This is a genomic window from Clostridium sp. LY3-2 (assembly GCF_024705715.1).
In the GTDB taxonomy this organism is placed as follows: Bacteria; Bacillota; Clostridia; order Clostridiales; family Clostridiaceae; genus Clostridium.
Genome location: NZ_JAMDLQ010000005.1, coordinates 60577 through 85704, shown reverse-complemented (window position 1 = coordinate 85704; position 25128 = coordinate 60577). Strand labels below are relative to the sequence as shown.

23 protein-coding genes and 1 pseudogene are annotated in these 25128 nt (G+C 29.2%); 19 read left to right on the top strand and 5 right to left on the bottom strand.

Features of this window, described 5'->3' with window-relative positions; translation table 11 throughout:
* The 4 genes from M4I33_RS00655 to M4I33_RS00640 form a co-directional block, all read left to right on the top strand.
* The coding region (locus M4I33_RS00655; RefSeq protein ID WP_257914733.1) for a PTS sugar transporter subunit IIC at positions 1-881 on the top strand (881 nt) is incomplete at its 5' end.
* Positions 882-967: 86 nt separating this feature from the next.
* Positions 968-1777: a MurR/RpiR family transcriptional regulator gene (locus M4I33_RS00650; RefSeq protein ID WP_257914731.1), complete on the top strand. Its 810-nt coding sequence runs from the start codon at positions 968-970 to the stop codon at positions 1775-1777.
* Between the two features lie 18 nt (positions 1778-1795).
* Positions 1796-3334, top strand: a complete 1539-nt coding sequence (locus tag M4I33_RS00645) for a DUF4127 family protein (RefSeq protein ID WP_257914729.1) — start codon at positions 1796-1798, stop codon at positions 3332-3334.
* Between the two features lie 159 nt (positions 3335-3493).
* A complete protein-coding gene (locus tag M4I33_RS00640; RefSeq protein ID WP_257914727.1) occupies positions 3494-3940 on the top strand; it encodes a hypothetical protein in 447 nt (148 codons plus the stop codon).
* Between the two features lie 30 nt (positions 3941-3970).
* On the opposite strand, the gene M4I33_RS00635 is transcribed toward M4I33_RS00640, so the two are convergent.
* Positions 3971-4288, bottom strand: a complete 318-nt coding sequence (locus M4I33_RS00635; RefSeq protein ID WP_257914725.1) for a hypothetical protein — start codon at positions 4286-4288, stop codon at positions 3971-3973.
* 142 nt (positions 4289-4430) lie between these two features.
* On the opposite strand from M4I33_RS00635, the gene M4I33_RS00630 reads away from it, so the two are divergent.
* The 10 genes from M4I33_RS00630 to M4I33_RS00585 all read left to right on the top strand — a co-directional run bounded on the left by M4I33_RS00630 (position 4431) and on the right by M4I33_RS00585 (position 17402).
* Positions 4431-4892 (top strand): hypothetical protein, encoded by a 462-nt coding sequence (locus M4I33_RS00630; RefSeq protein WP_257914723.1) that lies wholly within the window; start codon positions 4431-4433, stop codon positions 4890-4892.
* Between the two features lie 107 nt (positions 4893-4999).
* The gene (locus tag M4I33_RS00625; RefSeq protein WP_257914722.1) at positions 5000-5671 is read left to right on the top strand and encodes a PHP domain-containing protein; all 672 of its coding nucleotides are present in this window, start codon (positions 5000-5002) and stop codon (positions 5669-5671) included.
* A gap of 457 nt (positions 5672-6128) precedes the next feature.
* Positions 6129-8198 carry an SH3 domain-containing C40 family peptidase gene (locus M4I33_RS00620; protein WP_257914720.1) on the top strand — a complete coding sequence of 690 codons (2070 nt, stop codon included), beginning with the start codon at positions 6129-6131 and terminating at the stop codon, positions 8196-8198.
* 85 nt (positions 8199-8283) lie between these two features.
* Positions 8284-8766 (top strand): GNAT family N-acetyltransferase, encoded by a 483-nt coding sequence (locus M4I33_RS00615; protein ID WP_257914713.1) that lies wholly within the window; start codon positions 8284-8286, stop codon positions 8764-8766.
* A 137-nt stretch (positions 8767-8903) separates the two neighbouring features.
* Positions 8904-11408 carry a hypothetical protein gene (locus M4I33_RS00610; protein ID WP_257914712.1) on the top strand — a complete coding sequence of 835 codons (2505 nt, stop codon included), beginning with the start codon at positions 8904-8906 and terminating at the stop codon, positions 11406-11408.
* Between the two features lie 104 nt (positions 11409-11512).
* Entirely contained in the window at positions 11513-12295 is a 783-nt protein-coding gene (locus M4I33_RS00605) for a hypothetical protein (protein WP_257914710.1), read from the top strand.
* A gap of 96 nt (positions 12296-12391) precedes the next feature.
* Positions 12392-12679: a PTS sugar transporter subunit IIB gene (locus tag M4I33_RS00600; RefSeq protein WP_257914708.1), complete on the top strand. Its 288-nt coding sequence runs from the start codon at positions 12392-12394 to the stop codon at positions 12677-12679.
* A 13-nt stretch (positions 12680-12692) separates the two neighbouring features.
* A complete protein-coding gene (locus tag M4I33_RS00595) occupies positions 12693-13973 on the top strand; it encodes a PTS ascorbate transporter subunit IIC (RefSeq protein WP_257914706.1) in 1281 nt (426 codons plus the stop codon).
* A 247-nt stretch (positions 13974-14220) separates the two neighbouring features.
* Entirely contained in the window at positions 14221-15525 is a 1305-nt protein-coding gene (locus tag M4I33_RS00590) for a homoserine dehydrogenase (protein WP_257914704.1), read from the top strand.
* Between the two features lie 161 nt (positions 15526-15686).
* The gene (locus tag M4I33_RS00585; RefSeq protein ID WP_257914702.1) at positions 15687-17402 is read left to right on the top strand and encodes a cell shape-determining protein; all 1716 of its coding nucleotides are present in this window, start codon (positions 15687-15689) and stop codon (positions 17400-17402) included.
* Between the two features lie 242 nt (positions 17403-17644).
* Here the strand turns inward: M4I33_RS00585 and M4I33_RS00580 are convergent, their stop codons facing one another.
* Complete coding sequence (locus tag M4I33_RS00580) at positions 17645-18460, bottom strand: hypothetical protein (protein ID WP_257914700.1); 816 nt, start codon at positions 18458-18460, stop codon at positions 17645-17647.
* Positions 18461-18718: 258 nt separating this feature from the next.
* Between M4I33_RS00580 and M4I33_RS00575 the strand changes: the two genes are divergently transcribed.
* On the top strand, positions 18719-19243 hold the full coding sequence (locus tag M4I33_RS00575; protein WP_257914699.1) for a DUF5662 family protein: 525 nt from the start codon (positions 18719-18721) through the stop codon (positions 19241-19243).
* 95 nt (positions 19244-19338) lie between these two features.
* Positions 19339-19710: a hypothetical protein gene (locus tag M4I33_RS00570; protein WP_257914697.1), complete on the top strand. Its 372-nt coding sequence runs from the start codon at positions 19339-19341 to the stop codon at positions 19708-19710.
* 61 nt (positions 19711-19771) lie between these two features.
* Here M4I33_RS00570 and M4I33_RS00565 read toward each other — a convergent pair whose 3' ends face one another.
* Positions 19772-20110, bottom strand: a complete 339-nt coding sequence (locus M4I33_RS00565; RefSeq protein WP_257914689.1) for an SdpI family protein — start codon at positions 20108-20110, stop codon at positions 19772-19774.
* Positions 20111-20260: 150 nt separating this feature from the next.
* Here M4I33_RS00565 and M4I33_RS00560 point away from each other — a divergent pair, with 150 nt between their 5' ends.
* From M4I33_RS00560 to nadE, 3 genes are all read left to right on the top strand, one after another.
* Positions 20261-21055 carry a ribose-phosphate pyrophosphokinase gene (locus M4I33_RS00560; protein WP_257914687.1) on the top strand — a complete coding sequence of 265 codons (795 nt, stop codon included), beginning with the start codon at positions 20261-20263 and terminating at the stop codon, positions 21053-21055.
* A 19-nt stretch (positions 21056-21074) separates the two neighbouring features.
* Positions 21075-21611, top strand: coding sequence for a cysteine hydrolase family protein (locus tag M4I33_RS00555; protein ID WP_257914686.1), 537 nt, complete (start codon positions 21075-21077; stop codon positions 21609-21611).
* 118 nt (positions 21612-21729) lie between these two features.
* Positions 21730-22470 (top strand): NAD(+) synthase, encoded by a 741-nt coding sequence (nadE, locus tag M4I33_RS00550; protein WP_194190684.1) that lies wholly within the window; start codon positions 21730-21732, stop codon positions 22468-22470.
* Positions 22471-22655: 185 nt separating this feature from the next.
* Here the strand turns inward: nadE and M4I33_RS16850 are convergent, their stop codons facing one another.
* Both M4I33_RS16850 and M4I33_RS00545 read right to left on the bottom strand, forming a co-directional pair.
* Positions 22656-22964: a carbohydrate-binding protein gene (locus M4I33_RS16850; protein WP_374707679.1), complete on the bottom strand. Its 309-nt coding sequence runs from the start codon at positions 22962-22964 to the stop codon at positions 22656-22658.
* 306 nt (positions 22965-23270) lie between these two features.
* A pseudogene (locus M4I33_RS00545) lies at positions 23271-25109 on the bottom strand (glycosyl hydrolase family 18 protein); the annotation flags it as partial.
* Positions 25110-25128: the final 19 nt, after the last annotated feature.

The following is a 25128-nucleotide window of genomic DNA, read 5'->3' as shown; positions in this document are numbered from 1 at the left end:
CTGAAACATATACTTCAGCTATAGGATTATTTGTGGCTATATTTGGTTCGATTATAGCAATAGAACTTCTTAGGTTATTAAAAAAGGTAGAGGCATTAAAAATAAAAATGCCAGAATCTGTACCACCTACTGTAGCAAAAAGTTTTAATTTATTAATACCAGCTATCATAGTTTTAACAACATTTTCTTTAGTTTCATTTGGAGCGACTAACTTAATTGGTTTAAATATATATGAAATAGTATCAAAAGTTATACAAACTCCGATACAAGCTGTATTCCAAGGGTTACCTGGAATAGTGATGGTTCTATTTTTCCAAAATCTTTTATGGGGATTTGGGTTACATGGAGCATTTATACTTAGTCCTATAACAGAACCAACTCTATTAACAGCAATACAAGAGAATATGACAGCATATCAAGCTGGACTTGATATACCAAACATAGTTACAAAACCATTTTTAGATGCGTTCTCATTTGCAGGAGGCGGTGGTTTTACTATTGGACTTTTAATAGCGATATTCTTAGTTTCAAAGAGAGAGGATTACAGAAGTATAGGAAAGCTTTCAGCAGTTCCAAGTTGTTTTAATATAAATGAACCTTTAATATTTGGATTACCAGTTGTTTTTAATCCAATATTAATGATTCCTTTAGTTCTAGTACCAGTTATTAACGTAATAATAGCATATTTATTTAATTCAGCTGGTTTAATTAGTAAAACTGTTGTTATGGTTCCTTGGACAACACCACCTGTAATTTCAGCTTATTTAGCAACTGGTGGTGACTTTAGAGCAGCATTATTATCGCTAGGACTTATAGTTTTATCTGTAATCTTATATATGCCATTTGTAATAGCAGATAATAAGACAGTAAAAGAAAATTAAGATATATATAGGGTAGGCATTATACATTATAAGCATCAATATGGTAAAATTTAATTAATATATTTATATTAATAAGGAGAAAAAAATTGAGAACAGAAATTATTACACATATAAAGGCAACATACTCATCATTAAGTAAATCAGAGCAAAAAGTTGCTGATTTCATATTAGAAAATCTAAATAGAATTTCATATATTTCAGTTTCTGAAGTTGCGATGAAAGCAGAAGTTGGTGAGGCTACCGTATTGAGGTGCTGTAAAAAGCTTGGATATAATGGTTTCCAAGGGTTAAAAAAAGAGATAATTGAAATTTTAAGAGAAGATAACAAGAAAGTTCTAAAAGAAGAAAGTAAAGATATAGTCTATGATAAAATGCAAACTATGCTTAATCACACCTTAAATGTTCAAAGTAAAGATGTGATTAAGAGAGTTTCAAAAATGATAGTAAAAGCAAATAATATTTATATATTTGGGCTTGGTCTTTCAAACCTTTCTGCAAAGGCAGCAGAAATCAGGTTATCTTTCTTAGGGTATAATGCCTTCTCTTTTGATGAAAATCACATCCAACTACTAAAAGCAAACCTTTCTAAAAAAGGAGATTTAGTTATTGGGTTATCAGTTTCAGGCGAAAGTTTAGAGACTATAAAAAACGTAAGTATCGCAAAGAAGGCAGGTGCTAAAGTCATAGGAATCACTAATTATAATCCATCTACTTTAGCTAACTTAAGTGATGAAGTAATATTATCCGCGTCTAAAGATGTTGTAGATACAGGAACGACTCTTGTAACTTTAACATCACAAATATTTATAATAGAGCAACTATGTAACGAATTAATAAATATTGATAAAGATAATATTATTAGTCAAAGAGAAAAAATACTAGATACTTATGATTAGATAAAAGGAGATAATCATATGAAATTAGTAGCAGTACCACTAGATATAAGACCATACAATTATCAGTTTTTAGAAGATATAACAAGTATGGATGATAATGTTTGTATTAAACTTCCGAGCAAAGATTATCTTGGGTTTAAAAAAAAGCCTGCAACATTAACAGAAGTAGATAATTTTATTTTTCAAAACATAAAAGAGGCAGATGCTTTAATTATTTCCTTAGATATGCTTATATATGGTGGATTACTTCCAAGTAGAATGCATGATAAGAGTTTTGAAGAATTAGAAAATAGATTAGATATATTAAAAAAGATAAAGATATTAAATAAAAATTGCAAGATATATGCATCTAACCTTATTACAAGAACTCCAAAATATAATTCCTCTGAAGAAGAACCAGATTATTATGAAGTTTCTGGGAGGGATATATTTTACTTTGGATATTACGAAGATAAAAAGTTAAGAGTAGGGTTAACTAAAGAAGAGGAAGAGGAATTTTATTTAATAAGAAGAAGAATTAATAAAGAACATTTAGATGATTTTATTAATAGAAGAAATAAAAATATAGATATTACACTTAAGATATTAGAATATGTAAAAAAGGAAATAATAGATATATTAATCATACCTCAAGATGATGCTTCAGAATTTGGATTCACAGCAAAAGATCAAAAGAAAGTATATTACAATATAGAGAAACTTAACATAAGTGATAAGGTATTTTTACATCCAGGTACAGATGAATCAGGATGCACTTTAATCACAAGAGCATATACAGATAAAATGGGTAAGGTTAATGTTTTTCCTTATTATATAACAGAAGCATTTAAGAATTTAATCCCAAATTATGAGGACAGACCATTTATGTATAGTTTGATATCCCATGCAGAAGCTTGCGGTATAAATCTTGTAGAAACTATAGAAGAGGCAGATTTAGTTTTAGGAATAAATGGTGCGCCTAAAATAATGCAAGAATCTTTTGAAATTTCAAGTGGAGAAATCGAAGAAAGTTTAAGGAAAGATATAAGTTATTATAGATATAGGAATTTTCCAGTCTTTTGCAAAAAAATAGATTCTTTTATCCAAAATGGAAAAGAAGTTTCAATTTTAGACGTTGCGTTTAGTAACGGTGGGGAAACTGAGCTTATTAAAAATTTAGATAAATACAATCTTTTAGAGAAAATAAAAGGGTATGCAGGGTGGAATACATGCTGTAATAGTTTAGGAACAATTTTATCTAGTATGGTATTTTCACATTTTGGAAATAGAAAAGAAAAAATAGAAGAATTTAAAATTAAAAGAATAATATCAGATTGGGCATATCAAACTGAAGAAATGATCCATATTCAAGAATCGGAGTTATCTAAATCAGATATAAATTTCAAAAATTTAGATAAAGACGAAGATTATGTTATGGAAATAGTAAAAGATAAAGTTAGAGAAAGAATTAAAAAAACTTTTTCTTACTCATATAAAGACAAGGATATAAGAATTGAAAAAATTCATGCTCCTTTTAAAAGAATGCGTGGTTTAGAATTCTATGTTAAGGTCTTATAATATTGCAAAAAGAGTTATCTTAAAAAGATAGCTCTTTTATTTAGTTAAACAAAAGTAGATATTCATAAAAAATTCTCTAAAACACATTTGTAAATATAATGGGAATATTATATAATAATTATTGTTATATAAAAACAAATAAAAAGAATAGAGGAGATAATGATGGGGATATCAAATAGTGAAATTAACTACGAATCATTAATAAAACATTTAGGTGCTTGTTGCCTTACAGAAGAATCTTGCGGAAGTTGCAAAAAAGAAAAGTGCTTAATAGGGTATTCTAGAAGGTCTATAGCAAGTTGCTTAAACCATAAAGTTACATATGTTATTGACGGGTATAAAAACTTACCATCAGCTGATACTAAAGTATATAATAACGATGAACTTATAGAAGGGATAGCAGATATACTTCATCAATGCAGAAGTTGCAGTGAAAACCACTTTGATAACTGCATTATAAATATTTTAAGAAGTTCTTATGAGATATTAATCTTTGGAGAACCTTTAGAATATAAGGGAAGTAGTTTAGTGTATTTTGTTGATGCTAAAAACAAAAACAAGGAACTCGCAGAAAAAATTTATTCAGTATATAATAATATGAAATAACATGAAGACAGGCTTTTTAGCCTGTCTTTTTTATAAGGAAAATAAAATTAAAATAAAGCTACTTATTATAAATTCTGAGCTAAAGTAATATATGTCTAAACAAGTGTGTTTGAATCTACTTAAAAAGCCTTTTTTTAAAGGTGATTCTTCATCTTTTCCACTTGCAAGTCTAGAGCCTCGACTTATAGTAAAAATACCTCCAAGTAGAAGAAAAACTATTCCAAAAAATAAAAATATCTCTTTATATCCAAAGCTTGTATTTAAATAAATAATAAAGCAAAGGAAAAGTTCGATTAAAACATAAAGTAATGTATTACGTCCTCTTTGAAGGAAATTATAAGCTGTCATAAATGATGGCCTCCTAAACTATTTATATAATAATCTATTCAAAGAAGCGGTAATAGAATACCTAAATTTAAAAAAATACGAATAAAAATTATGCTTTTTAGAGAAAATACTTCTTGTACTAAGAAACTAAGGAGGAACAAAGATGAAAACATTAAAAAGAAGTTTAGGAATGCTATTATTATTTATGGGGCTACTTACAATCCCAGTATCAGCAAATCCTTTAAAAGAGCCAATTTTAGTTGGAGAAGTTATGAAGGTGCAAGAGTCAAGGGACGGTCAAATGAAAGTATTAGTATGCGGATACTTAAACGGTTGTGACATCTACAAAGGTGAGGTTTGTGTCTTAGTCAATAAAGATACTAAGATTAGCATGGGCTGTGAAAAAGGTGAAGGGAAATGCAAAGATATTAAGATAAAACAAGGGGACCTTGTAAGCGTTGCATTAGATAAAAAAATGACTAAATCAATCCCACCACAAGCAAATGCAAAAAGAGTTAAAATCACTAGATGTGACAAAGTAAAAAAAGAAGAGATGGGAAAAGACAAAAAGACTTCAGCAGATGAAGTTAAAGAATCAAAAGAAGATTTAAAAAAAGAAGACTAAGTTAAAATAAGAGGTTTTGCAAAATCAAAGGCAAAGCCTCTTATTTTATGTACTTATTTTTAGTTTAAGAATAATATAAATAGAAATCAATTTTTAGGAAAATACAAATGAAATGTGATCTTCATATACATTCTATATATTCTGACGGAGAAAACTCTCCAGAAGAAATAATGAAAATGGCTAAAGAAGCAGGGCTAGATGTTATTTCAATTACAGACCATAATAATATAGATAGCGCAGATAAATGTTTAAGTTTAGAAAAGGATTTTAACATACTTTGCATACCGGGAGTTGAATTATCAACTAGATATAAGGGAGAGAGAATTCATATCTTAGGATATTTTTCTATAGATGATTATAAAAATGAATTATTAAAAGAAGTTTTAAAACTCATTAGAGATAAGGAAGTTTATAAAATAAATGAAGTTTTAAGTGGAAAGATAAAAATAAGAAAAGGTAAAAAGAGATTATCTATAAAAGAAGGGATAGCTATTTTAAGGTACTTTAAAGGAACTGTTATTTTAGCTCATCCAGTTAAAATTAAGAGAAAATATTTAAATGATATTTTGTTAAATGACTTTGATGGAATAGAGGGGATAAGATTTGAAAACGACTCCTATGATGATATATTTTTTAAGTGTTTAGGAGAGGAAAATGGATATATAATAACTGGAGGTTCTGACTTTCACTCACTAAATAATAAGAGTCACGCAAGCCTTGGAGAAGTTTATTTTGAAGTGTCAGATATCTATGGATATTTAAAGTTAATAAAAAGTTAAAACAGTATGCAAAAAAATGCATACTGTTTAAAAATTATAGAAATTATACAAAAATAATTCTAATAAAATAAAAATTATTAATTAAACATTATTAAATATTCCTTTTAGAGTTAAAATATGTTAGAAAAACTTTAAATATTAAGTATACAATTATAAAAAAATTGGGAAATTTATGTCATGATTAATGAGAAATCTTAAGTTATTTGCTATAATATAGATATAAAAGGGTAAAAAGGTTTTTTATAAAGAGAAATAGTAATTATATTTATAAAAAATATCAAAAAACAGTTAACAATTACAAAAAAGTAACGACTATAATACTATACAAGAATAATTAATCAAAGAATTAATCTTCACACTAGATATAATAGAAAATCTTGTAAAAGACTTTACTAATGCTTAAACCTAGCAATAGGGGAAAATAAAACACTTATGTGGGGATTTTAGGAGTGATGATATGAAAAATAAAAAAGTTGCAGCGTTTGTATTAGCAGCATCTACTACTAGCGGTGTTTTGTTAGCTAGTAATTCGGTCGTAGCAAATGCGGATGAAGTTAAAAACAAGGATGACAACAGTTTAATTGATACTCAAAGATCTATAAAGACAGGTAAAGTAGTAAACGTAACTAGCAGTCTTAGAGTTAGAGAGGGAAAAAGCATAAACTCAAAAGTATTAGGATATTTAAAACCTAATGAAAAGGTGAAGATAAAAGAAAAATCAGGGGACTGGTATAAAATTGAGTTTAAAAATAGTACAGGGTACGTAAGTAAAGATTACATCAAAGAAGATGGTGCAAGTTCTGGAAATAGCGGGAGTGGAAACTCAGGAAATAGTGAAAGTAGCTTAAATCAAAAAGGACAAGTTATAAATGTAACATCAAGTTTAAGAGTAAGAAGCAAAGCAAGTACAGATAGTTCTGTAATTGGATATTTAACTCCTAATCAAAAGTTTGATATTGTAGCGAAATCAGGTTCTTTTTATAAAATTAAGTTTGATGGAGTTACAGGATATGTGCATAAAGATTATGTAAAAGTACTAGGAAGTGATTCAGGAGACCAAGGCGGTGGAAGCACTTCAGGAGATACAAGTACTGATGCAAAACGAGGACAAGTTATAAACGTAACATCAAGTTTAAGAATAAGAAGCAGCGCAAGTACAAGCAGTTCAGTAGTTGGACAATTATCTCCTAATCAAAAATTCGATATTTTAGGAAAGTCAGGATCTTTTTATAAAATAAAAGCTGATGGAACTACAGGATACGTACATAAAGATTATGTAAAGGTACTAGGTGAGGATAAACCAGATGGCGGCGGTGGAGGAGATGAGTCTTCAACTGATGCAAAACGTGGAAAAGTAGTAAATGTAACTTCAAATCTTAGAATTAGAAGTAGTGCAAGTACTAGTAGTTCAGTAGTAGGATATCTTTTAGAGGATGAAACTTTTGATATATTAGGGAAATCAGGTGCTTGGTATAAGATAAAGAAAAACGGAACTACAGGATATATACACAGTGACTACGTGAAAGTTATAGGAGGTTCAGACATCCCAGACGAAGGTCAAGGCGGTGGAGGAGATGAATCTTCAACTGATGCAAAACGTGGAAAAGTAATAAATGTAACTTCAAACCTTAGAATGAGAAATGGACCAAGCACTAGTAGCTCAGTTGTAGGTTATCTTTTAAATGGAGACACTTTTGATATTTTAGGAAAGTCAGGTTCATGGTATAAGATTAAAAAAGATGGTACTACAGGATATATTAGTGGAGAATACGTTAAAGTAATCGACGGTTCAGATGTTCCAGACGACCCAAGTGGAGGCGGAGGAAGTGGAGAGTACGAAAACCAATACGGTAAAGTAATAAATGTAACTTCAAGCCTTAGATTAAGAGAAAAACCAAACACTTCATCTAACGTTTTAGGATATTTAAGTCCTAGTGAAAGCGTAAAGGTACAAAAAAAGGAAGGCGATTGGTTTAAAGTAAATGCTAGAGGAATGACAGGATATGCACATAGTGATTATATTAAGTTAACTGATGGCGATGAAGGACACGATGGTGGAGGTGGAGGTGAATCTTCAGCTTCATACGATAGTTTATACAAAATTATTAGTGCTCAAATAGGAAGTCCATATACATGGGGTGGTAAAGGAGAACTTTTAACTACAGCAAGTTTAGATAGATTAAAAAGAATTTATCCAGACGTTGCAGCAGAGGGAAGATATAATACTGCAGCTAAATATGTAAACCAAGGATACAGAGCGTTTGATTGTTCTGGACTTTTCTATTGGGGATTTAATCAAATAGGAATAAACGTTGGAGCTTCAACTTACGATCAAATAAATGCAGGTAGAGAAGTTTCAGTAAATGATGCAAGACCTGGTGATTTATTATTCTACGGAAATCTACAACACGTAGGAATGTATATAGGAAATGGACAATGGATAGAAGCACCATACTCAGGAGCGTATGTTAGAATATCTAACGTTCCATACAATAAGGTAACTAGAGCTAGAAGAGTTCTTAATTAATTAAAAGGCGAAGATAAACTTCGCCTTTTTGAGTATTTAAAAAATATAAATGGGAAATTAATATCTGTTTTTGGGGGGAGATCTTATGAGGAAAATAAGATTTATTAATGCAGAAGAGAGGTATATAAAATCATTTTGGATAGCTTTTGATACTATTGCATCTGAGAAGAAATATTTAGGTACATCTAGAGCTTTTCCTTTAGATATAACTACTAAATATTTAAGAAGAAGCATTGAAAAAGAAGTGCCATATATTTTTGCTGTAAGAGAAAATAAGGTTATAGGATGGTGTGATTTGCAGCCTAAAGATAATATTACAGCTTCTTTAGGGATAGCTCTTATAAAAGAATATAGAAATCTTGGTATAGGAACAATTATGATTCATAAAGTATTTGAAAAAGGCAGGAAGTATGGGTTTAAAAAAGTATTTTTAGAAGTTAGAAAAAGCAATAAAGTAGCATTAGAATTTTACGAAAAATTGGGCTTTAAGAAGATTAATGTAATAGAAGAGGGCGTAAAAATTGGAAATATAAAAGATGATGTAATTCAAATGGAAAAAGAGCTATAATTAAGAGAAATCTTAAAATTATTTTAAATATTCTTAATAGATACTTAAATATAAATATTTCTCCGTGACTTTTCATATTTAATAAAGGATAATATAATATATGTGAGTATTTTTAGCTATTTTGAGAGGGGAGAAGCATGGTATTAATGCATAAAGTTAAAAGTTTTAACTTTGAATTTATTATAGATACAAAACTAGAAAAGTATTACGACATACTTGTAGACGATGAAATAGCACTATATAGAAGCCCTATAAACGAAAAAGTATATATAGATGCAAAAAATATTATTGAAGATCTAGTTACAGACCTACTACTTGAAGATTTAGGGGAAGACGGTATATATAATGAATTAGTTGATAATATTGAAATTCTTTATAGAAAAGGGATAGTTCCAGATGAGATAAACTATAAATTCAACCGTATAAGAAAGGCTTCAAATAATTTTGCGCACCCAGATGCAAAATCTATAGATACGCCAGAATATATACTTATTTCACTTAGGGAATGCTTAAAGTGGTATTTAGATCATTTTAAAGTTCAAATAACTAATGATTATAGTGAATTTGAAAAACCAGACCACAGCAAAATAGAAGACTACGACGAAAGATATAAAGAAATATTAGAAAGCTATGAAAAGTTAAAAGATAAATATGATGAAAGTATAAAACTAAAAGAATCTAGAATAAATGAGCTTAAAAAGAAAGAAGAGTCTTTAGAAGAAAATCTAGAAGACAAAAAAAAGGAGCTCTTAGAAGCTAGAAAACTTATTAGAATTTATGGAAATAAAGAAAAAGAGATAAGTAAGCTTATAAACGACGTAAATGATAATATAACTTTCTTAAAAAATATAGTTACGGATTTAAAAAATACAGAAGTTATAAATAGTATTAATAGAGTTGTCGAAGAAGGAAATAAGAGTGTAATAATAGCTAAAGAAAAAGAAAAAAACCTAATTGAAAATATAAGCCTCCTTGAAGACAAAGTCTTAGAAGGCGTTGATTTAAGAGAACATATTGAAAAAGCAGACAGAGTTAGCTACGAAATAGAACAAGACATAGAAGCTATAAAGCTAGTAGTTAGAAATACTTCTAAAGAAATATTAGATTTAAAAGATGATAAAGAGATAGAAGAATTAGATTTTTCTAGATATCCAGAGTTCTTTAGAGGCTTTTTATGCCTTAAAGGTGACAAACTAAGAGCAAGTTACATACTGTTAGAAAAACTTTCTATTAAAGAACTTATAGAATTTATGGTAAATGGAAAATTTACTAAAACGAGTGTACAAAAGCTTCAAAAGTTTATTTATAACGAAACTTTAAAGTTAGTTTCTTTAAGTGATGAAGAAATAAAACTAAAATTATATTATTCTTTAATGAGATGCGCAAAAGTAACAGAAGGCGTTTTAATTAATGAAAAAGAATTTAAGTTAAACTTAGATGTAGTAATTGAAGAAGCTTACGGAGTTATTGAAAAAAATAAGGATTTTTATTCAGGTGAAGATAAATTAGAAGATATAATTTTTTATTATCTAAATAAGATTTCAGAGAATATAAATAAAAAGTTCAAAAAGCTAGATGCAGTTCAATCAGAAGCTATTATTAACAGAGTTTATAATGGAATAGATGCACTTCCTGAAAATCAAAAAGAAGATTTATTTAAAGAACTTCAGTTAGTAGAACCTACAGAAGCCACAGTTAAATCAACTATAAGAACTTTAGGTCCTTCTAATATTTTAAAATCTTTAATTAAAAGGGAGAGTTATTCTTCATATACTGCATATTCTAGTATGACTTACGGAGTACTTAAGCTTTTAAATGAGAATATGCCTTTTAATTCCTATCCTGGAGCCGATAAATTTTTAAGCTTTTTAACTATGCCTTATTTAATTCAATCACTTATAAACGAAGGCAGTTTTTTAATAGAATCTAAAAGAAAAAGAAAGTTCCAAATTATATCTATCTTAATTTTAAGCGTTACACTAGATGAAATAATAAATAGTGATAAAGAGCAGGTAGAAAAAGGGTATGAAGACCTTAAAGAAGCTTGGAGACTTTTATATAACGATTATTTATCTTTAGAAGATGAATGGAATGAAGTTAGTGATAATCTAGAGGCTATTAAAAGCATAGAAGATGAATTAAAATCTAAATTAGACATCCACAGAGAAAAGATAGAAGAAATGAGAAATGTCTTAAAAAATCAAAAGGCAGAACTTAAGGGAGTTATTTTAAATTCTGATAGAGTTAGACTTTTAGATGGTTATTTTGATTACGATAAAGATAAAGATAAATTAAAAAGATTTATAATGGCAAAAAATTATAATAGAAAAAATGGTATATTAAAGCAGCTTGTCTTTAAAGCAAAAAATGAACTTAGAATAAGAATAGTAAAAGAAGATATTAAAAAACATGAAGATAGGCTTGTAGAACTTGCAATAGAGAACACTCACTTCAGATTTGAAACTGAATTACTTAGGATTACAATATCTGATATAGAAGAAGAAAAAATATTAAGAGACAAAACTAAAGAAGAAATAAAGCAGTATCAAAGTGACTACAAAGAGGCTATTTATGAAAAAAAAGAAATAGAATGTAGAATTGAAAAGATAAAACGAGAATATTTTGATATTTGTTTGGAATAATTTAAATAATGCGATAAATTACAAAAAAGGACTAATTTATCGCATTATTTTTTGTTATATTTTTAAAAGTGTTAAAATTAATAAAAGAGAGGAGCGAAAGAGGAATGGATAATTTAATTATGCTAGAAGATGTTTTTAGTAAAAGAAATGAATTAAATGAACTAAAAAAAAGATACATTGATTTATTTGAAAAAAAAGAAGCATTATTAACAAAAGAAAAAGTATTTTTAGAGAATTTATATATAAGAAAATTTGGCGAACTTCTCAAAGAACGATTAGAAACAAGTATAAGATACGAAAGATTAAAAAAAATATTAGAATATTCGCTAGAGAGCGAAGGAGATTTAAAAAATATAGACGAAATTATAGCTGACGATTTAGAGGACTACTACATAGATTTAGAGAGATTTAAAGAAAAAAAGCTTCAGTCAGAAGGAAGTAATAAACTACTTATAACTACAGATGAAGAGATAGAAAAAGTTTCGGAATTATTTAAACATATAGCGCTAAAGATAAGCCCAGAAATTCATGAAACAGAAGAAAAAGAGAGAAGGCTTTGGAAGATATCAAAAACTGCCTACAAAGAAAATGATATAATGACATTGTTTTTTATAAAAGATGTTATAGCAGATGTTAACGTAGATAAAGAGGAGAGAGTTAAAGAGTTAAATTCTAAAATAGAAGAACTTAAAATAAGAATTTTTGAACTGCAAAATTCAATATATTATATTAAAACAGAATTTCCTTTTGATATAAAAGATGAAATAGAAGATATCTTTTATATTCAAAAAACTAAGGATACATTAAAAAAAGATATTAGTGAAATGAAGATACATATTGAAAACATGAATAAAGAATTAAATGGAAGATTAAATATAGACCTTTAAAAAGTAGCTAAGTGCTACTTTTTTTCTTTTAGTTGCAAAAGGATAAGATAACTTATATTATAGATAAGGACAAAAGATAATTGGAGGATAAGAAACATGGAAAATATTAAAATACTTGCAGTTTGCGGGTTTGGGATTGGAAGCAGTCTTATATTAAAGATGAATATAGGAAAAGTTTTAGAGGAAGATGGAACTCAAGCTGAAGTTAGTAATACAGATATATTAACTGCACCTAGCGAAAAGTGTTCATTTATAGTTACTTCTGAAGGATATAAGAGAGAACTAGAAGGAAAGGTTAGCGTTCCTGTTATAGTTGTAGATAGATTTTTCGATAAAAATGAAATAAGAGAAAAGATTAATTTAGGAATTGAAAAAATCAAATAGGATGTGTTAGAACTTGGAATTTATAAATTTTTTAGTTACAGATATTTTTAGAAAACCACCTCTTTTTTTAGGAATAATTGCAATGCTTGGACTTATTCTTCAAAAAAGGGGTATAAGTGATATAGTTAAGGGAACTATCAAAACTATAATCGGTGTAATTATTTTAACAGAAGGAGTTAATATAATAGTTAAATCTATAGAACCTTTAGGAAAGGCTTTTACTAGCATTTTTTCACTTGCAGGAACTAACGAATTAAAAGACGTTATACCTATGAATAATTTTATAGATACATACGGATCGTATATTGGAATTATTATGGTTTTAGCCTTTATTATTAATTTACTTTTTGCAAAATTTACAAAAATGAAAAGTATATTTTTAACGGGGCATATCTTCTTTTGGATGGCATTTATATGTTTAGCATCAGGAGTTTATGGAGGGCTTAAAGGCTTTAATTTAATATTATTTTCAACTATATTTTTAAGTATTTATATTATAGTATCCCCTATGCTTATAAAGCCTTTTGTAAAAAAGGTTACAGGAGATGATTCTTTTACTATAGGACACACTACTGTGTTTTTAAGTTTAATTGGAGCTTTAGCTGGAAAAGCCTTTGGAAACAAGGAAAAGTCTATTGAAGATATTAATTTACCTAAGAGCCTAGACTTTTTAAGAGATACTACTATTATGACTGGAATAGTTATGTTTTTAGTTTATTTAGTTACGTCTTTAGTTTTAGGTTTTGAGGGAAGAAGCAGTATTTTTGGAGTAGAAAACGCTAGAATATCTTCAAGTATAGTATTTTCTATAATGCAGGGATTAACTTTTGGTGCAGGACTTACGATTTTACTAATGGGAGTAAGGCTTATGATATCTGAAATAGTTATATCTTTTAAAGGGATTGCAGATAGATTTATTAAAGATTCAATACCTGCTTTAGATATACCTGTGATTTTTCCCTATTCGCCAAATGCACTTTTAATAGGGTTTATTGTATCTATGATATCTTCTATAATTACTATATTTATAATAGGATATTTCAAATTAACTAATATAGCAATAATTCCTTTAACTGTAGCCTGCTTTTTTGATGCAGGGCCTGCTGCTATATTTGGAAATGCAACAGGGGGAAGAAGAGGGGCTATTATTGCATCAGTTTTATCTGGAGTGCTTTTAATAGTGTTTAACGTGATATCTATAAAGGTTATGGGAAATATAGTACCAGATTTTCTTCAAGCTTTTGGAGGAAATGATTTTTCAATTTGGGCTATCATAATGAGTTTATTTAACTAAAACAAGGCTATTGCACTTTTTGTGCAATAGCCTTTGTTTTTAATCTCTAATTTTAATTCCATTTGCTTTAACTACGGCTTTGAAAATGTAAAAATTATTAGTAATTTTACTTAATTTTTTATTATTTAAAGTAGAAAATTGGAGAATAAACAAATAATTATTTATGTGTTAGAATATGGAAAAAATATATTTGTAGGGTTATAATTAGGTTAGATGATTTTGGGGCACAAATAAGGAGGAAATTAGAATGGAAAAGGTTAAAATAGCATTACTTGGGCTAGGTAATGTTGGTAGAGGAGTTTGGATGATTTTAGACTCTAATAAAGAAGAGATCGTAAAGCGCTCTGGCTATGATGTAGAGATTTCTAAAATATTAGTAAGAGATAAGGACAAAGAAAGAGGCGTTGACGTACCAAAGGAATTAATAACTACTGATTTTAACGAAATATTAAATGACGAGTCAATTAAAATAGTTATAGAAGTTATGGGCGGAATTGAACCTGCAAGAGATTATATGATTAAATCTATGGAAAAAGGAAAACATATAGTAACTGCAAACAAGATGCTTCTAGCAACTGGAGGGGACGAGCTTTTTGAAATGGCAGACTCTATGGGGGTTATGTTCCAATACGAAGCTAGCGTTGCAGGAGGGATTCCTATTATTCAAGGAATTAATGAAAGCCTTACTGCAAATAAGATTAAAGAGATGTATGGAATTATTAACGGTACTACTAATTATATTTTAAGTAAGATGGAACTTGAAAACTTAAGTTTTGAAGAGGCTTTAAAGGGAGCTACAGAAAAAGGATATGCAGAAGCAGATCCAACATCAGATATTGAGGGGTTTGACGCACAGTACAAGCTTGCAATTCTTTCATCTTTAGCTTTTGGAACTAAGATAGATGTAGAAAATGTATATAGAGAAGGAATAACTCATATTCAATCTATAGATATGGAATATGCTAAAGAATTTAAAATGGCAGTAAAATTACTTGCTATAGTAAAAGACGTAAATGGTAAATTAGAGATGAGAGTTCACCCTACTATGATTCCAAGAAATCATCCTTTAGCGAATGTATATGATTCTTTTAATTCAGTTTTAGTTAAAGGTAACGCTGTTGGAGATTTAATGTTTTATGGAAGAGGTGCTGGAGATTTACCTACAGGAAGTGCTGTTGTAAGTGATATGATTAATATATTAAAACTTGGAATTCATTCAGATAATATCCAGTCTGTTGTTAAAAATAATCTTTGGGATAAAAAGATTAGAAGTATAGAAGGGGTTCATAGCAAATATTATATAAGAACTTCTGTGGTGGACGAGCCTGGAGTTTTAAGGGATATAACTGGAATTTTAGGGGACCATGATATAAGTTTAAGATCTGTAATTCAAAAGGGACAAAATAAAAAAGGCGAATTAGTTACTCTTGTTTTAGTAACTCATAGAGCTAAAGAGATTCAAATTATAGATGCTATAGATGAGATTTATGAACTTAGAACTGTTAAAAAAATTGATAATATTATAAGAATTGAAGAGTTTGAGGAAGAATAGACTATAAATAAGGCCTAGCATATTAAATTGCTAGGCTTTTTTTTGATGGGAAGAATTATTAATAAAAAAAGAACAAAATATGAAAAAATAAATAAAATATATAGTATTAAATAACTCTTTATGATATAATGATAACAATATAAAGGTGAGGAGATAAATATATGAATGTAGATAATGATTTTAGTAACGTTTCGGATTTTTTTTCAAAGGTAAAAAAAGATAAATTCAAAAGAAAACCAGCAAGCTTTAAGGGATTTATAAAATACTTAATAATTGCATATATAATTGCAGCTGTTTATTTATTTTTTAGTAGTAGATTAATACTTGACCCAAGCTTAAGCTTAGTTTATATAATAGGGCCATTTATTTTAGTTTCAATTGGCTATGGAATAATTCACTTAAGTAAAAAATATATAATGGCAGGTGCTGTAGTAATTGCTTTATATGTAGCTGGGTCTATAGTATTTAGTCCTCTAGTAGATTATAAAGCACATAGAAATTTAATAGGTAATATAACTGATGTTGAGTTTTCAAATAAGATTGAGCATATTGATTTAAAACAATTACCGACGATAGACGAAGAACTTGCAGGTAAACTTGCAGACAAAAAGTTAGGGGAGATACCTAGCCTTGGAAGTCAGGTTTATATAGGGGATTTAGATCTTCAAAGTATAAACGGTGAGTTATATTACGTTGCGCCTTTAGAGCATTCTTCAATATTTAAATGGTTTACTAATAGAGAAGGTACACCAGGATATATTAAAGTAAGTGCAACAAATCAAAATGATGTAGAACTTGTGACTGAATTAAATGGAAAAGATATAAAAATTAAGTATTTAGAATCAGCATTTTTATTTAGTGATTTAGATAGAGCTGCATTTTTAAGGGATATGAAAGCTGGACATACTGACTACACTTTTGAGTTAGATGATGAAGGTAATCCTTTCTGGGTAGTAACAAGATATGATAATGCTATAGGATTTACAGAAGCTAAGCCTATTGGTGCATTAATAATAGATGCGCAAACTGGTGAATCAAATACTTATGATATAAAGGACATGCCAAAGTGGGTAGATAGAATTCAACCTATGGAACTTGTTAAAAAGCATATTGATAAATGGGGAACTTTAGTACATGGTGTATTTAACTTTAGTGATAAAGATAAGTTAAAAACTACTGAGGGAATGAATTTAATCTATAATAACAATGAATGTTATTATTATACTGGAATAACTTCTGTAGGAAATGATGAAGGTTTAGTAGGATTTACTTTAACTAATACTAGAACTGGGGAAACTACTATGTATAAGACAGCTGGCGCAACAGAAGAGGCTGCGATGAAATCAGCAGAAGGTAAAGTTCAACAATATAGCTATAAGGCAACTTTCCCATATTTAATAAATATTCAAAACGAGCCAACGTATTTTACAACTTTAAAAGATTCAAATGGACTTGTTAAAAAATATGCTATGGTTAACGTTAAAAATTATAATACGGTAGCAGTTGGGGATAGCCTTCAATCAACTTTAAATAAGTATTTAGAGGTATTAACTGATACAAACATTTCTTTAGAAGGAAGCAATAGTGCAAAAACTATAGATGGAGAAATTGAAAGAATTGGACTTGTTATAAAAGAAGGGTCTAGTATTTATGACATTAAATTAAAGGGAGTAGATAAGATTTTCTCTGTTTCTACTGAAACTTCAAGAGAAGTAGCTTTAAGTAAAGTAGGGGATAAGGTTAGCATTGAATATATTAATTTAGGTGATAACAGATATATAATTGTTAATTCTTTTAAAAATAGCTCAAATGCTCCAAAAGCTTCTGAAAGTTTAGAGAAAAATGAAGATAAATTAACTAAAGAAGTAAAAGAGTAATTTTAAAAGCAGGAGAAATCCTGCTTTTTTTATTTTTGTGGACTAGAGAAATACCATTATAATCCAATGAGGGTGGATTAAACATAAAAATAAAAAAATTTAAAAAAGCTACATCATTGTTACGAGATATTGTTGGTATTACAAAGTCTAGGGTCAAGCCATAAATTTTATAAGTAGTACAAGTTAAATAAATAGACCAAACTTAAAATATTAATAAGTAATATATAGAACAATCTCATCATTTAAATTAATTTTAAGCAAAAAATACTGCTTATTAGATTAGATAGAATTGTATGTTTTTCAACAGATCCTTCATAAATGTAGACAAACCAATTTAGATATAATTGAAGATACTTACTAGCGACGCTTCTAAATTTTCTAAGCCATCTTCTTAAATGCAAAATAAATTCAGAACAGTTTAGCATTAATTCTTCACCAAATTCTTTAGATACTTGAAGTTCTTTACCCTTATGAAGAATTTGATTGAATTTTTTAGATATTATATATGAAAATTTATCTTTACCTGGAAAGAAATAAGTATTATAAATAGGATTAAATGATTTTAAAAGAATATCTAATGCTTCTTTTGATGGAGTTGTAGTATTAAAAGCTACTTTAGCTAAAGAGTATCCATTCTTATTAATAGTTGTTGTTACAAAAATATTTTTACGACTTTTTATAGTGCATACTGGGGGAGTCTTTTGCCCTTTAAAATTTTCTTTGAATTTAGTATGTCTCATTGCAGTAATTATGTGAGTTCTTCTAGAGTCAGTATATTTATTTATGTGATTTAGGATTTTATGTCTCCATCTAAATGAAGTCTCTATACAGATTCCAAGTTTGTTAGAACACTCTCGTATAGTTGCACCAGATAACATAAGGTTTGTGTATTTAGTCCAAAGTTCAGTTGATTTTTTAGTATTATGCCAAACTAAGCCAGTACCTTCATTAAAAGTTTTTAAGCAATCTTTACACTGATAACGTTGGACACTTTTATATTTTCCGTATTTTATAAAATGCACTGAATTACAATGTGGACAATTAAAAGTATGTACCATAAACTCACCTCTTTAATAATTAATTAGTTTGATTATGGACATTAATTTTTGAATTTATTCAGAAATTTAAAAATAAAATACCAACAATTAAGCAAAACAATGTTATAGTTTTTTGATTTTTTTTAATAAACTTTATTAACACTAGGAGAGAACCTGGACATTAAAACCTTATATCCCTTTAATTATCATAGTAAAATGATATAATGATAAAGGAATTATAGAGGAAATTTAAATACAAAGGACTAGGAGCTTCAAATAATGAATTTTATCAATCATTTTAAAACTATTACAAATCATAAAATGCTAGTTATGAAATACTGCTTTAAATTAGGTATGTATAAGCAAGGGCTACTTCACGATATGTCTAAATACACCCCTACAGAGTATAAGGCAGGCATAAAATATTACAAGGGTAATGTAAGTCCAAATGGAGTGCAAAAGGAAGTAGAGGGCTTGTCAACCGCATGGCTACATCATAAAGGAAGAAATAAACATCACTTTGAATATTGGATAGATTATGGCAAAAATCCGAAAGAGGGACTTAAGGGTATGAAAATGCCAAAGAAATATATAGTAGAAATGTTTGTAGACAGAATAGCTGCATCTAAAAACTACTTAAAAGATAAGTATGATGAATCGGCTCCTTTAAAATATTACGATGAGAGAAAAGAATATTACGTAATGCATAAAGATACTAAAGAATTATTAGAAAAATTATTAATAATGCTTTCAGAAAAAGGGGAAGACCAAACATTTAAATATATTAAAAGAGAAATATTATAAACAAAAACTTCGTTTTGTGTTTATGTGTGGGAATAATTTACAATTAATAAAAATAAACCTATAATAATTATAATATAGTTGTTAGAGGTGATGATATGGGAAACTTAGATATTAAAGGCCTAAAAAAAGTAGCGTTATTCTCTCTTATTTGGATTATAGCTTTATTTGTATTTGCATTTATAATAACAGGGGTTTCAACTTACAACTTTGATGACACTTTATTTGTTCTTGGAATAATTGTTTTCTTGATTGGAGTTTTATCAAATATTTCAGGAGAACCTATGGGATTATCTATGCAGTCACTCGGAAGTATTAATGCACAGCAAGTGGCAAACGCAAACTTAGAAGTTAAAAAATTAGAAGAAGAAAAACTAAAGAACGTAAAAGCTACGCTAAAAGAAGGGTTTAACTCATATTCAATGGTTTTAGCAGGGGCGATTTTAATAATAGTAAATTTCATGATGTAAAAAATGTACCTAGCAAGAGGGAGAATATAAGATTTTAACCCTTTGTTAGGTACATTTTTTATTAATATCTGTTTTCTTTTAAGTGTTTTTCAATAAAGAAAATTGGTGATATTAATATAAATATTTGCACTATAAAAAATGCAATAAAAGTGTATTCGGTTTTTATATTAAGTAAATAAAAAGTTAAAGGTATAATGAAGTTTACTATTGATAGTATAATCCACCCTTCGCCAAGTTTTCTTTGAGCGTAATCCCAAGATTTTTGGCTTTCTTTAGAACGTTTTGTTCTATAACCTATAAAATTATTTATAGTTTTAGGAGGATTCAATAAAAGTAATACTCCTGCAATTAGCATAATCAAAGGTATCAGTATTAAAGGTATTAAAACACTATGAGTCATATAACCATCTCCCTTAATTCCATTATAAACCTTTTTAAAGAAAGAAAATTTGAACCTTTATTTAAAAAAGTGTTTACAAAAAATGGCGAGGATAATAACATAAAGGTAAAGTAAATATTATTTTAAACTAAGTGAAAAGAGGTGTTATATATGATTTACTTAAATGGTAGAGGAGTATATATAAATAAATTTCCAAATGGAGAGTCTAGAATTGAAACAGAAGGTCTAAAAATCGAAAAAGAAAATATAATAAAACTTAAATTTGAAGACGATAAAGATATTGCAAGTTTAATATTTTTAAAGGGACATTTAGATGATTTAGGATTAGAGACAAGCTTAGAATTACTTTACATTCCTTACAGTAGAATGGATAGAACTGAAGGATTAAATATATTTACTTTAAAATATTTTGCAAGGTTAATAAACAGCCTAAACTTTAAAGAAGTGAAGGTTTATGAAGCTCATTCAGATGTTTCTTTAGCTTTAATAGATAAAGTTAAAAATGTAGAGATGACTAAAGTTTTAGTGCATAGTGTTTTAGAAGGTATAAGACATAAAGAAAAGGTTTATCTAGTTTATCCAGATGAGGGTGCTAGAAAAAGGTACGAATCAAAAATAGACTACGATAAAGTTATTACAGCTTCAAAAGATAGGGATTTTGAAACTGGTGAAATCAAGAGTATAGAAATAAATGGAGAAATCGAAGAAGGTGGATTTGATTGTATTATAGTCGACGATCTTTGTTCTAGAGGGGGAACATTTATTTTAATAGCTGAAAAGCTTAAAAAGATTGGAGCTAAAAAGATATATTTAGTAGTGACACATTGTGAAAATACAGTTTTTGAAGGTGATTTATTAAAGGGAGACCTTATTGAAAATATTGTTACAACTAACAGCATTTTAGATAGGCAAGATGATAAGATAATAATTAAAAATATTATTTAAATTAAAGGATGGTTTTAGTATGAGAAAATTATTAGTAGTTATAGATTATCAAAATGACTTTGTTACAGGTGCTTTAGGTTTTAAAAAAGCAGAGGAATTAGAAAATGGAATCTATAAAAAGGTAAATGAATATTTAAAATCAGGCGATAAAGTCTTATTTACTTATGACACTCACTACGATAATTATTTAGAAACTAGAGAGGGAAAAAACTTACCTGTGATTCATTGCACCTTAGGAAGTTTAGGTCATGAGTTATATGGAAAGCTTAAAGAATTTAAAGAAAGAGAAAACACTATTCATTTAAATAAAGAAGCTTTTGGTATATCTCCTGAAAATATGATTAAACTAAGAGAAGAATTTAAAGAAGTTGAATCTATTGAACTTTTAGGAATAGTAAGTAATATTTGTCTTATTAGTAACGTAGTAACTTTTCAGTCAACCTTTATTAATTCAAATATTAAAGTATCAGGGGAGCTTTCTGCAAGCTTTGATGAAGAACTTCACACTAAAGCTTTAGATGTAATAGAGTCTCTTGGAGTAGAGGTTAGCAGATAAAAAGTTTCGTTACAGAAATTTTACTTAAATTAAAAGAGATATTTTACTAAAGTGATGGTAAAATAGTCAATAGAGGAAAATAAATCTATCTAAAAAGTGATTTTAGGAGTGAAAAAATATGAGAAAAGATTTTAACGCAAAATTAGTAAAAGACGAAATAATAAAATGGATAAAAGATTATTTTGAAAGCTCTAACGGAAAAGGTGCAGTTGTTGGAATAAGCGGAGGAAAAGACAGTACTGTAGTTTCAAAACTTTTAGTTGAAGCTTTAGGAAAAGATAAAGTGTTTGCAGTGCTTATGCCAAACGGAGAACAAAAAGACATTAACGACAGCCTAAGAGTTGTAGAAAACTTAGGAGTTTCATATAAAGTAGTTAATATAGAAAAAGCATACAAAGGTTTCTTAGAGGAAATAGAAGTAGATTGTGATTTTAAAATTGCAGACCAACCTAAAACTAACATACCTCCAAGACTTAGAATGACAACTCTTTATGCTATAGCAGGAACTTTAGGCTTTAGAGTAGCTGGTACTGGAAACAAATCAGAAGGATTTGTAGGATATTCTACAAAATGGGGAGACGGAGCTCACGACTTTAACCCTATAGCAGATTTAACAACAGAAGAGGTTGTAGCTGTAGGTAAAGAATTAAATTTACCAGAAGATTTAATAAATAAAGCACCAAGCGACGGATTAACAGGAAAAACTGACGAAGATAACTTAGGATTTACTTACAAGCAAATAAACGAAGTTATAGATAACGGAACTTGCGGCGATAAAGAATTAGATAAAAAAATACTTCAAAGACACGAATGGAACAAACACAAAACAGAAGCTATTCCATTCCCAAAAGTAAAATAAGATGGAAAAAGTAATTTGTCCTATTTGTGGAAGTGAGATGCATGAAGACAAAAATGCATACGACAACAACCTATATGGTAAGAAATACTATAAGTGTGATGAATGCGGACACAAATACGCTAAAATAAATTAAAGAAGAGGATGGAATCAATTTTGATTTCATCCTCTTTTAATTAAGTTAGATTTTATAACTTAGTCCATGAGCTATCGCTACCTGGAACTGAATTAGTCCACCAGGCAGCTTTATACTTTACCCCGTTGTATAAAACAACATCACCTCCGTTATAAGCCTTTCCAGGAACGTAATTTACGCTCCCGTCTTCATTTGGAGTAACTACTTGTTCCCATACTGCACTAGTACCTGGAGTTTCTCCTTTAGTCCACCATTTAGCTTTGTAAGTTATACCTTTATAAACTACAGTATCACCTGTATTATAAATTTTACTTGCATCATAAGTGTCTTTTGAAGGTTCTGGAGGAGTAACTTCTCCTATTTTTACAACTACTGAAGTTTTAGCTTCTGTAGATTTAGTTCCATTAGTTAAAACTATTTTATAGTTGTAAGTTCCATTAACCTTATCTTTTACGGCATAATCGATTTTAGTTTCATTTGCACTTGTTCCATCAACTTTTCCTTGTTTAACTAAAACGTCATTTTCATATAAAGTATAGTCAGTTGCATTACTACCCGCTGGAATAGTTGAATTTATAGTGTAAGCACCGTCAGCTGAATTTGCTTCATCTGAAACTATACTTGGAACTTTTAAATCTTTAGAAGGTTCTGGGTCTGGATTTGGAATAACATTTTTACCAACTGGATTACAGCCGTTAAAAGTAATATTTCTAACTCCAGAGAAGCAAAGACCTATCATACCTTGAACTTCTATAGAAGCACCTGGGTCTATTCCTTGCCAAGCTCCACCTGTTATAGTTACAGTATCGAAATCTGTACCTTTTTTAACAGTTGCAGTTCCGCCCCAAGAAGATTTGTATTCAGCAGATTTTGGTAAGTCAAAGCTTACTGTCCAACCGCCGTCGATTTTCTTATCTGAATAGTTAGTGATTTTTAATGAATAAGTGTAGTTAGGGTGGTCATACACTCCTTTTAAAGTAACATCTACAGGAGTTTTTGGAAGGTTTGAAACCTTGTCATCTGTAAGAGTTTCTTTGCAAGGACCTATTTTATTTAAACCATCTCTTAAAGTCTTAGTTAAAGTATTACCGAAAGTATATTTACCTTCGTTTACTTTGTTTGAACCTGGAACGTAATTAGGGTTTTCGCCGTAGTCACCATTCATAACCCAAATTAAAGCTCCACCTAGGTTTTTATCTTGAATATATTTAACTCTTTCGTTTATAGATTGAGTATCTTCAAAAGATAAGAATACTTTTTCGTTGTCTTGCCAGTAGTGAGGTACCTTTCCAGCATCATCCCAATACTTTTTAAAGTTTGAATCTTTGTCAGCTAAGTTTAAAATATGCCAAAGAGGGTTAGCACCAGCAGGTTCTAAAACACCATCACCGTTTAAGTCATCACCCCAAACATTATATTTTCCTGAAGCTGGAGTTTTACTCTTACCGTGAAGACCGTTTGTTCCACCAGTTACATTTTCCCAACCACGAGAGTAGTAAGGGATACCCATAAGGATTTTTTCAGGTGGAAGTACACCTCTATAGTATCTGTAAGCCCAATCCATATTTAGAGTTGGCATAAGCATACTTAAAGTTTCAGTATCCTTTGGATCTGGGTAAATATTTGCTAAGTTTTCAACAAACTCGTTCCAACCACCGTGGAAGTCGTATGACATTACACTTAAAAAATCTAATTCTTTAGCATAAGAGTTATCAGAAACTCCGCCAAGAACCCAAGAAGAAGCAGTAACAGCAGCAGTTAATAAATAATTTTTACCATCTTGTTTTGAAGCTGCATCTAATTTTTTTCTAAGTTCTTTCATCATAACGTTATATCTTTCGTTGATTTTAGCTCTTCTAGGTTCCGATACGTCAGAATCAGCAGGGTTTCCACAAGTTGGAGTAGATGAAGGGTATTCAAAGTCTATATCGATTCCATCAAATCCATATTGTCTTATAAAATCAACACAAGAATTTGTAAATGTATCGATACCTGCATCTGTATCCATCATAGTATAGAATCCTCTAGAACCAGCCCACCCCCCAACAGACATTAAAAGCTTTACATCAGGGTATTGCTTTTTCATAACTTGCATCACATTAAAGTGACCTTTGTATGGAAGAGTTTTATCAAGTTCTATTTTCTTACCGTTATGAGTTAATTCATGTCCTTCAAAAGTTTCTTCGATAGCAGCTTTCTTATCTCCAAAAGTAATTTTGTTAGTTTTTTCATCTACCATACAGAAAGAGTATTGAATGTGAGTTAATTCTTCCCATTGCAAGTCAGCTACATCAAAATAACCTTGAGCTTCACTTTTGTAAGCCCACTCTGGGAAGTAACCTACAATCTTTCTGTTTAAATCTGCAGCTTGAGCCTTAGTTTCGACTTTTACATCCTTGGGCTTTGTTTCAGTAGCATTTGCAGTAGTTGGAGAAGATAGCATACTGCAAGTCATAGCTACAACTACAGCACTAGAAAAAAATCTAGAAAATTTCTTTAAGACCAATTTAATTCCCCCTTTTATT

Excerpts from the sequence above, each read along its gene's own strand:
- M4I33_RS00555 (WP_257914686.1), top strand. The coding sequence starts at position 21,075 with ATGAGAAAATTATTAGTAGTTATAGATTATCAAAATGACTTTGTTACA.
- M4I33_RS00625 (WP_257914722.1), top strand. The coding sequence starts at position 5,000 with ATGAAATGTGATCTTCATATACATTCTATATATTCTGACGGAGAAAAC.
- M4I33_RS00645 (WP_257914729.1), top strand. The coding sequence starts at position 1,796 with ATGAAATTAGTAGCAGTACCACTAGATATAAGACCATACAATTATCAG.
- M4I33_RS00590 (WP_257914704.1), top strand. The coding sequence starts at position 14,221 with ATGGAAAAGGTTAAAATAGCATTACTTGGGCTAGGTAATGTTGGTAGA.
- M4I33_RS00605 (WP_257914710.1), top strand. The coding sequence starts at position 11,513 with ATGGATAATTTAATTATGCTAGAAGATGTTTTTAGTAAAAGAAATGAA.
- nadE (WP_194190684.1), top strand. The coding sequence starts at position 21,730 with ATGAGAAAAGATTTTAACGCAAAATTAGTAAAAGACGAAATAATAAAA.
- M4I33_RS00610 (WP_257914712.1), top strand. The coding sequence starts at position 8,904 with ATGGTATTAATGCATAAAGTTAAAAGTTTTAACTTTGAATTTATTATA.
- M4I33_RS00585 (WP_257914702.1), top strand. The coding sequence starts at position 15,687 with ATGAATGTAGATAATGATTTTAGTAACGTTTCGGATTTTTTTTCAAAG.
- M4I33_RS00575 (WP_257914699.1), top strand. The coding sequence starts at position 18,719 with ATGAATTTTATCAATCATTTTAAAACTATTACAAATCATAAAATGCTA.
- M4I33_RS00580 (WP_257914700.1), bottom strand. The coding sequence starts at position 18,460 with ATGGTACATACTTTTAATTGTCCACATTGTAATTCAGTGCATTTTATA.
- M4I33_RS00565 (WP_257914689.1), bottom strand. The coding sequence starts at position 20,110 with ATGACTCATAGTGTTTTAATACCTTTAATACTGATACCTTTGATTATG.
- M4I33_RS00630 (WP_257914723.1), top strand. The coding sequence starts at position 4,431 with ATGAAAACATTAAAAAGAAGTTTAGGAATGCTATTATTATTTATGGGG.
- M4I33_RS00620 (WP_257914720.1), top strand. The coding sequence starts at position 6,129 with ATGAAAAATAAAAAAGTTGCAGCGTTTGTATTAGCAGCATCTACTACT.
- M4I33_RS00560 (WP_257914687.1), top strand. The coding sequence starts at position 20,261 with ATGATTTACTTAAATGGTAGAGGAGTATATATAAATAAATTTCCAAAT.
- M4I33_RS00615 (WP_257914713.1), top strand. The coding sequence starts at position 8,284 with ATGAGGAAAATAAGATTTATTAATGCAGAAGAGAGGTATATAAAATCA.
- M4I33_RS00640 (WP_257914727.1), top strand. The coding sequence starts at position 3,494 with ATGATGGGGATATCAAATAGTGAAATTAACTACGAATCATTAATAAAA.
- M4I33_RS00635 (WP_257914725.1), bottom strand. The coding sequence starts at position 4,288 with ATGACAGCTTATAATTTCCTTCAAAGAGGACGTAATACATTACTTTAT.
- M4I33_RS00600 (WP_257914708.1), top strand. The coding sequence starts at position 12,392 with ATGGAAAATATTAAAATACTTGCAGTTTGCGGGTTTGGGATTGGAAGC.
- M4I33_RS00570 (WP_257914697.1), top strand. The coding sequence starts at position 19,339 with ATGGGAAACTTAGATATTAAAGGCCTAAAAAAAGTAGCGTTATTCTCT.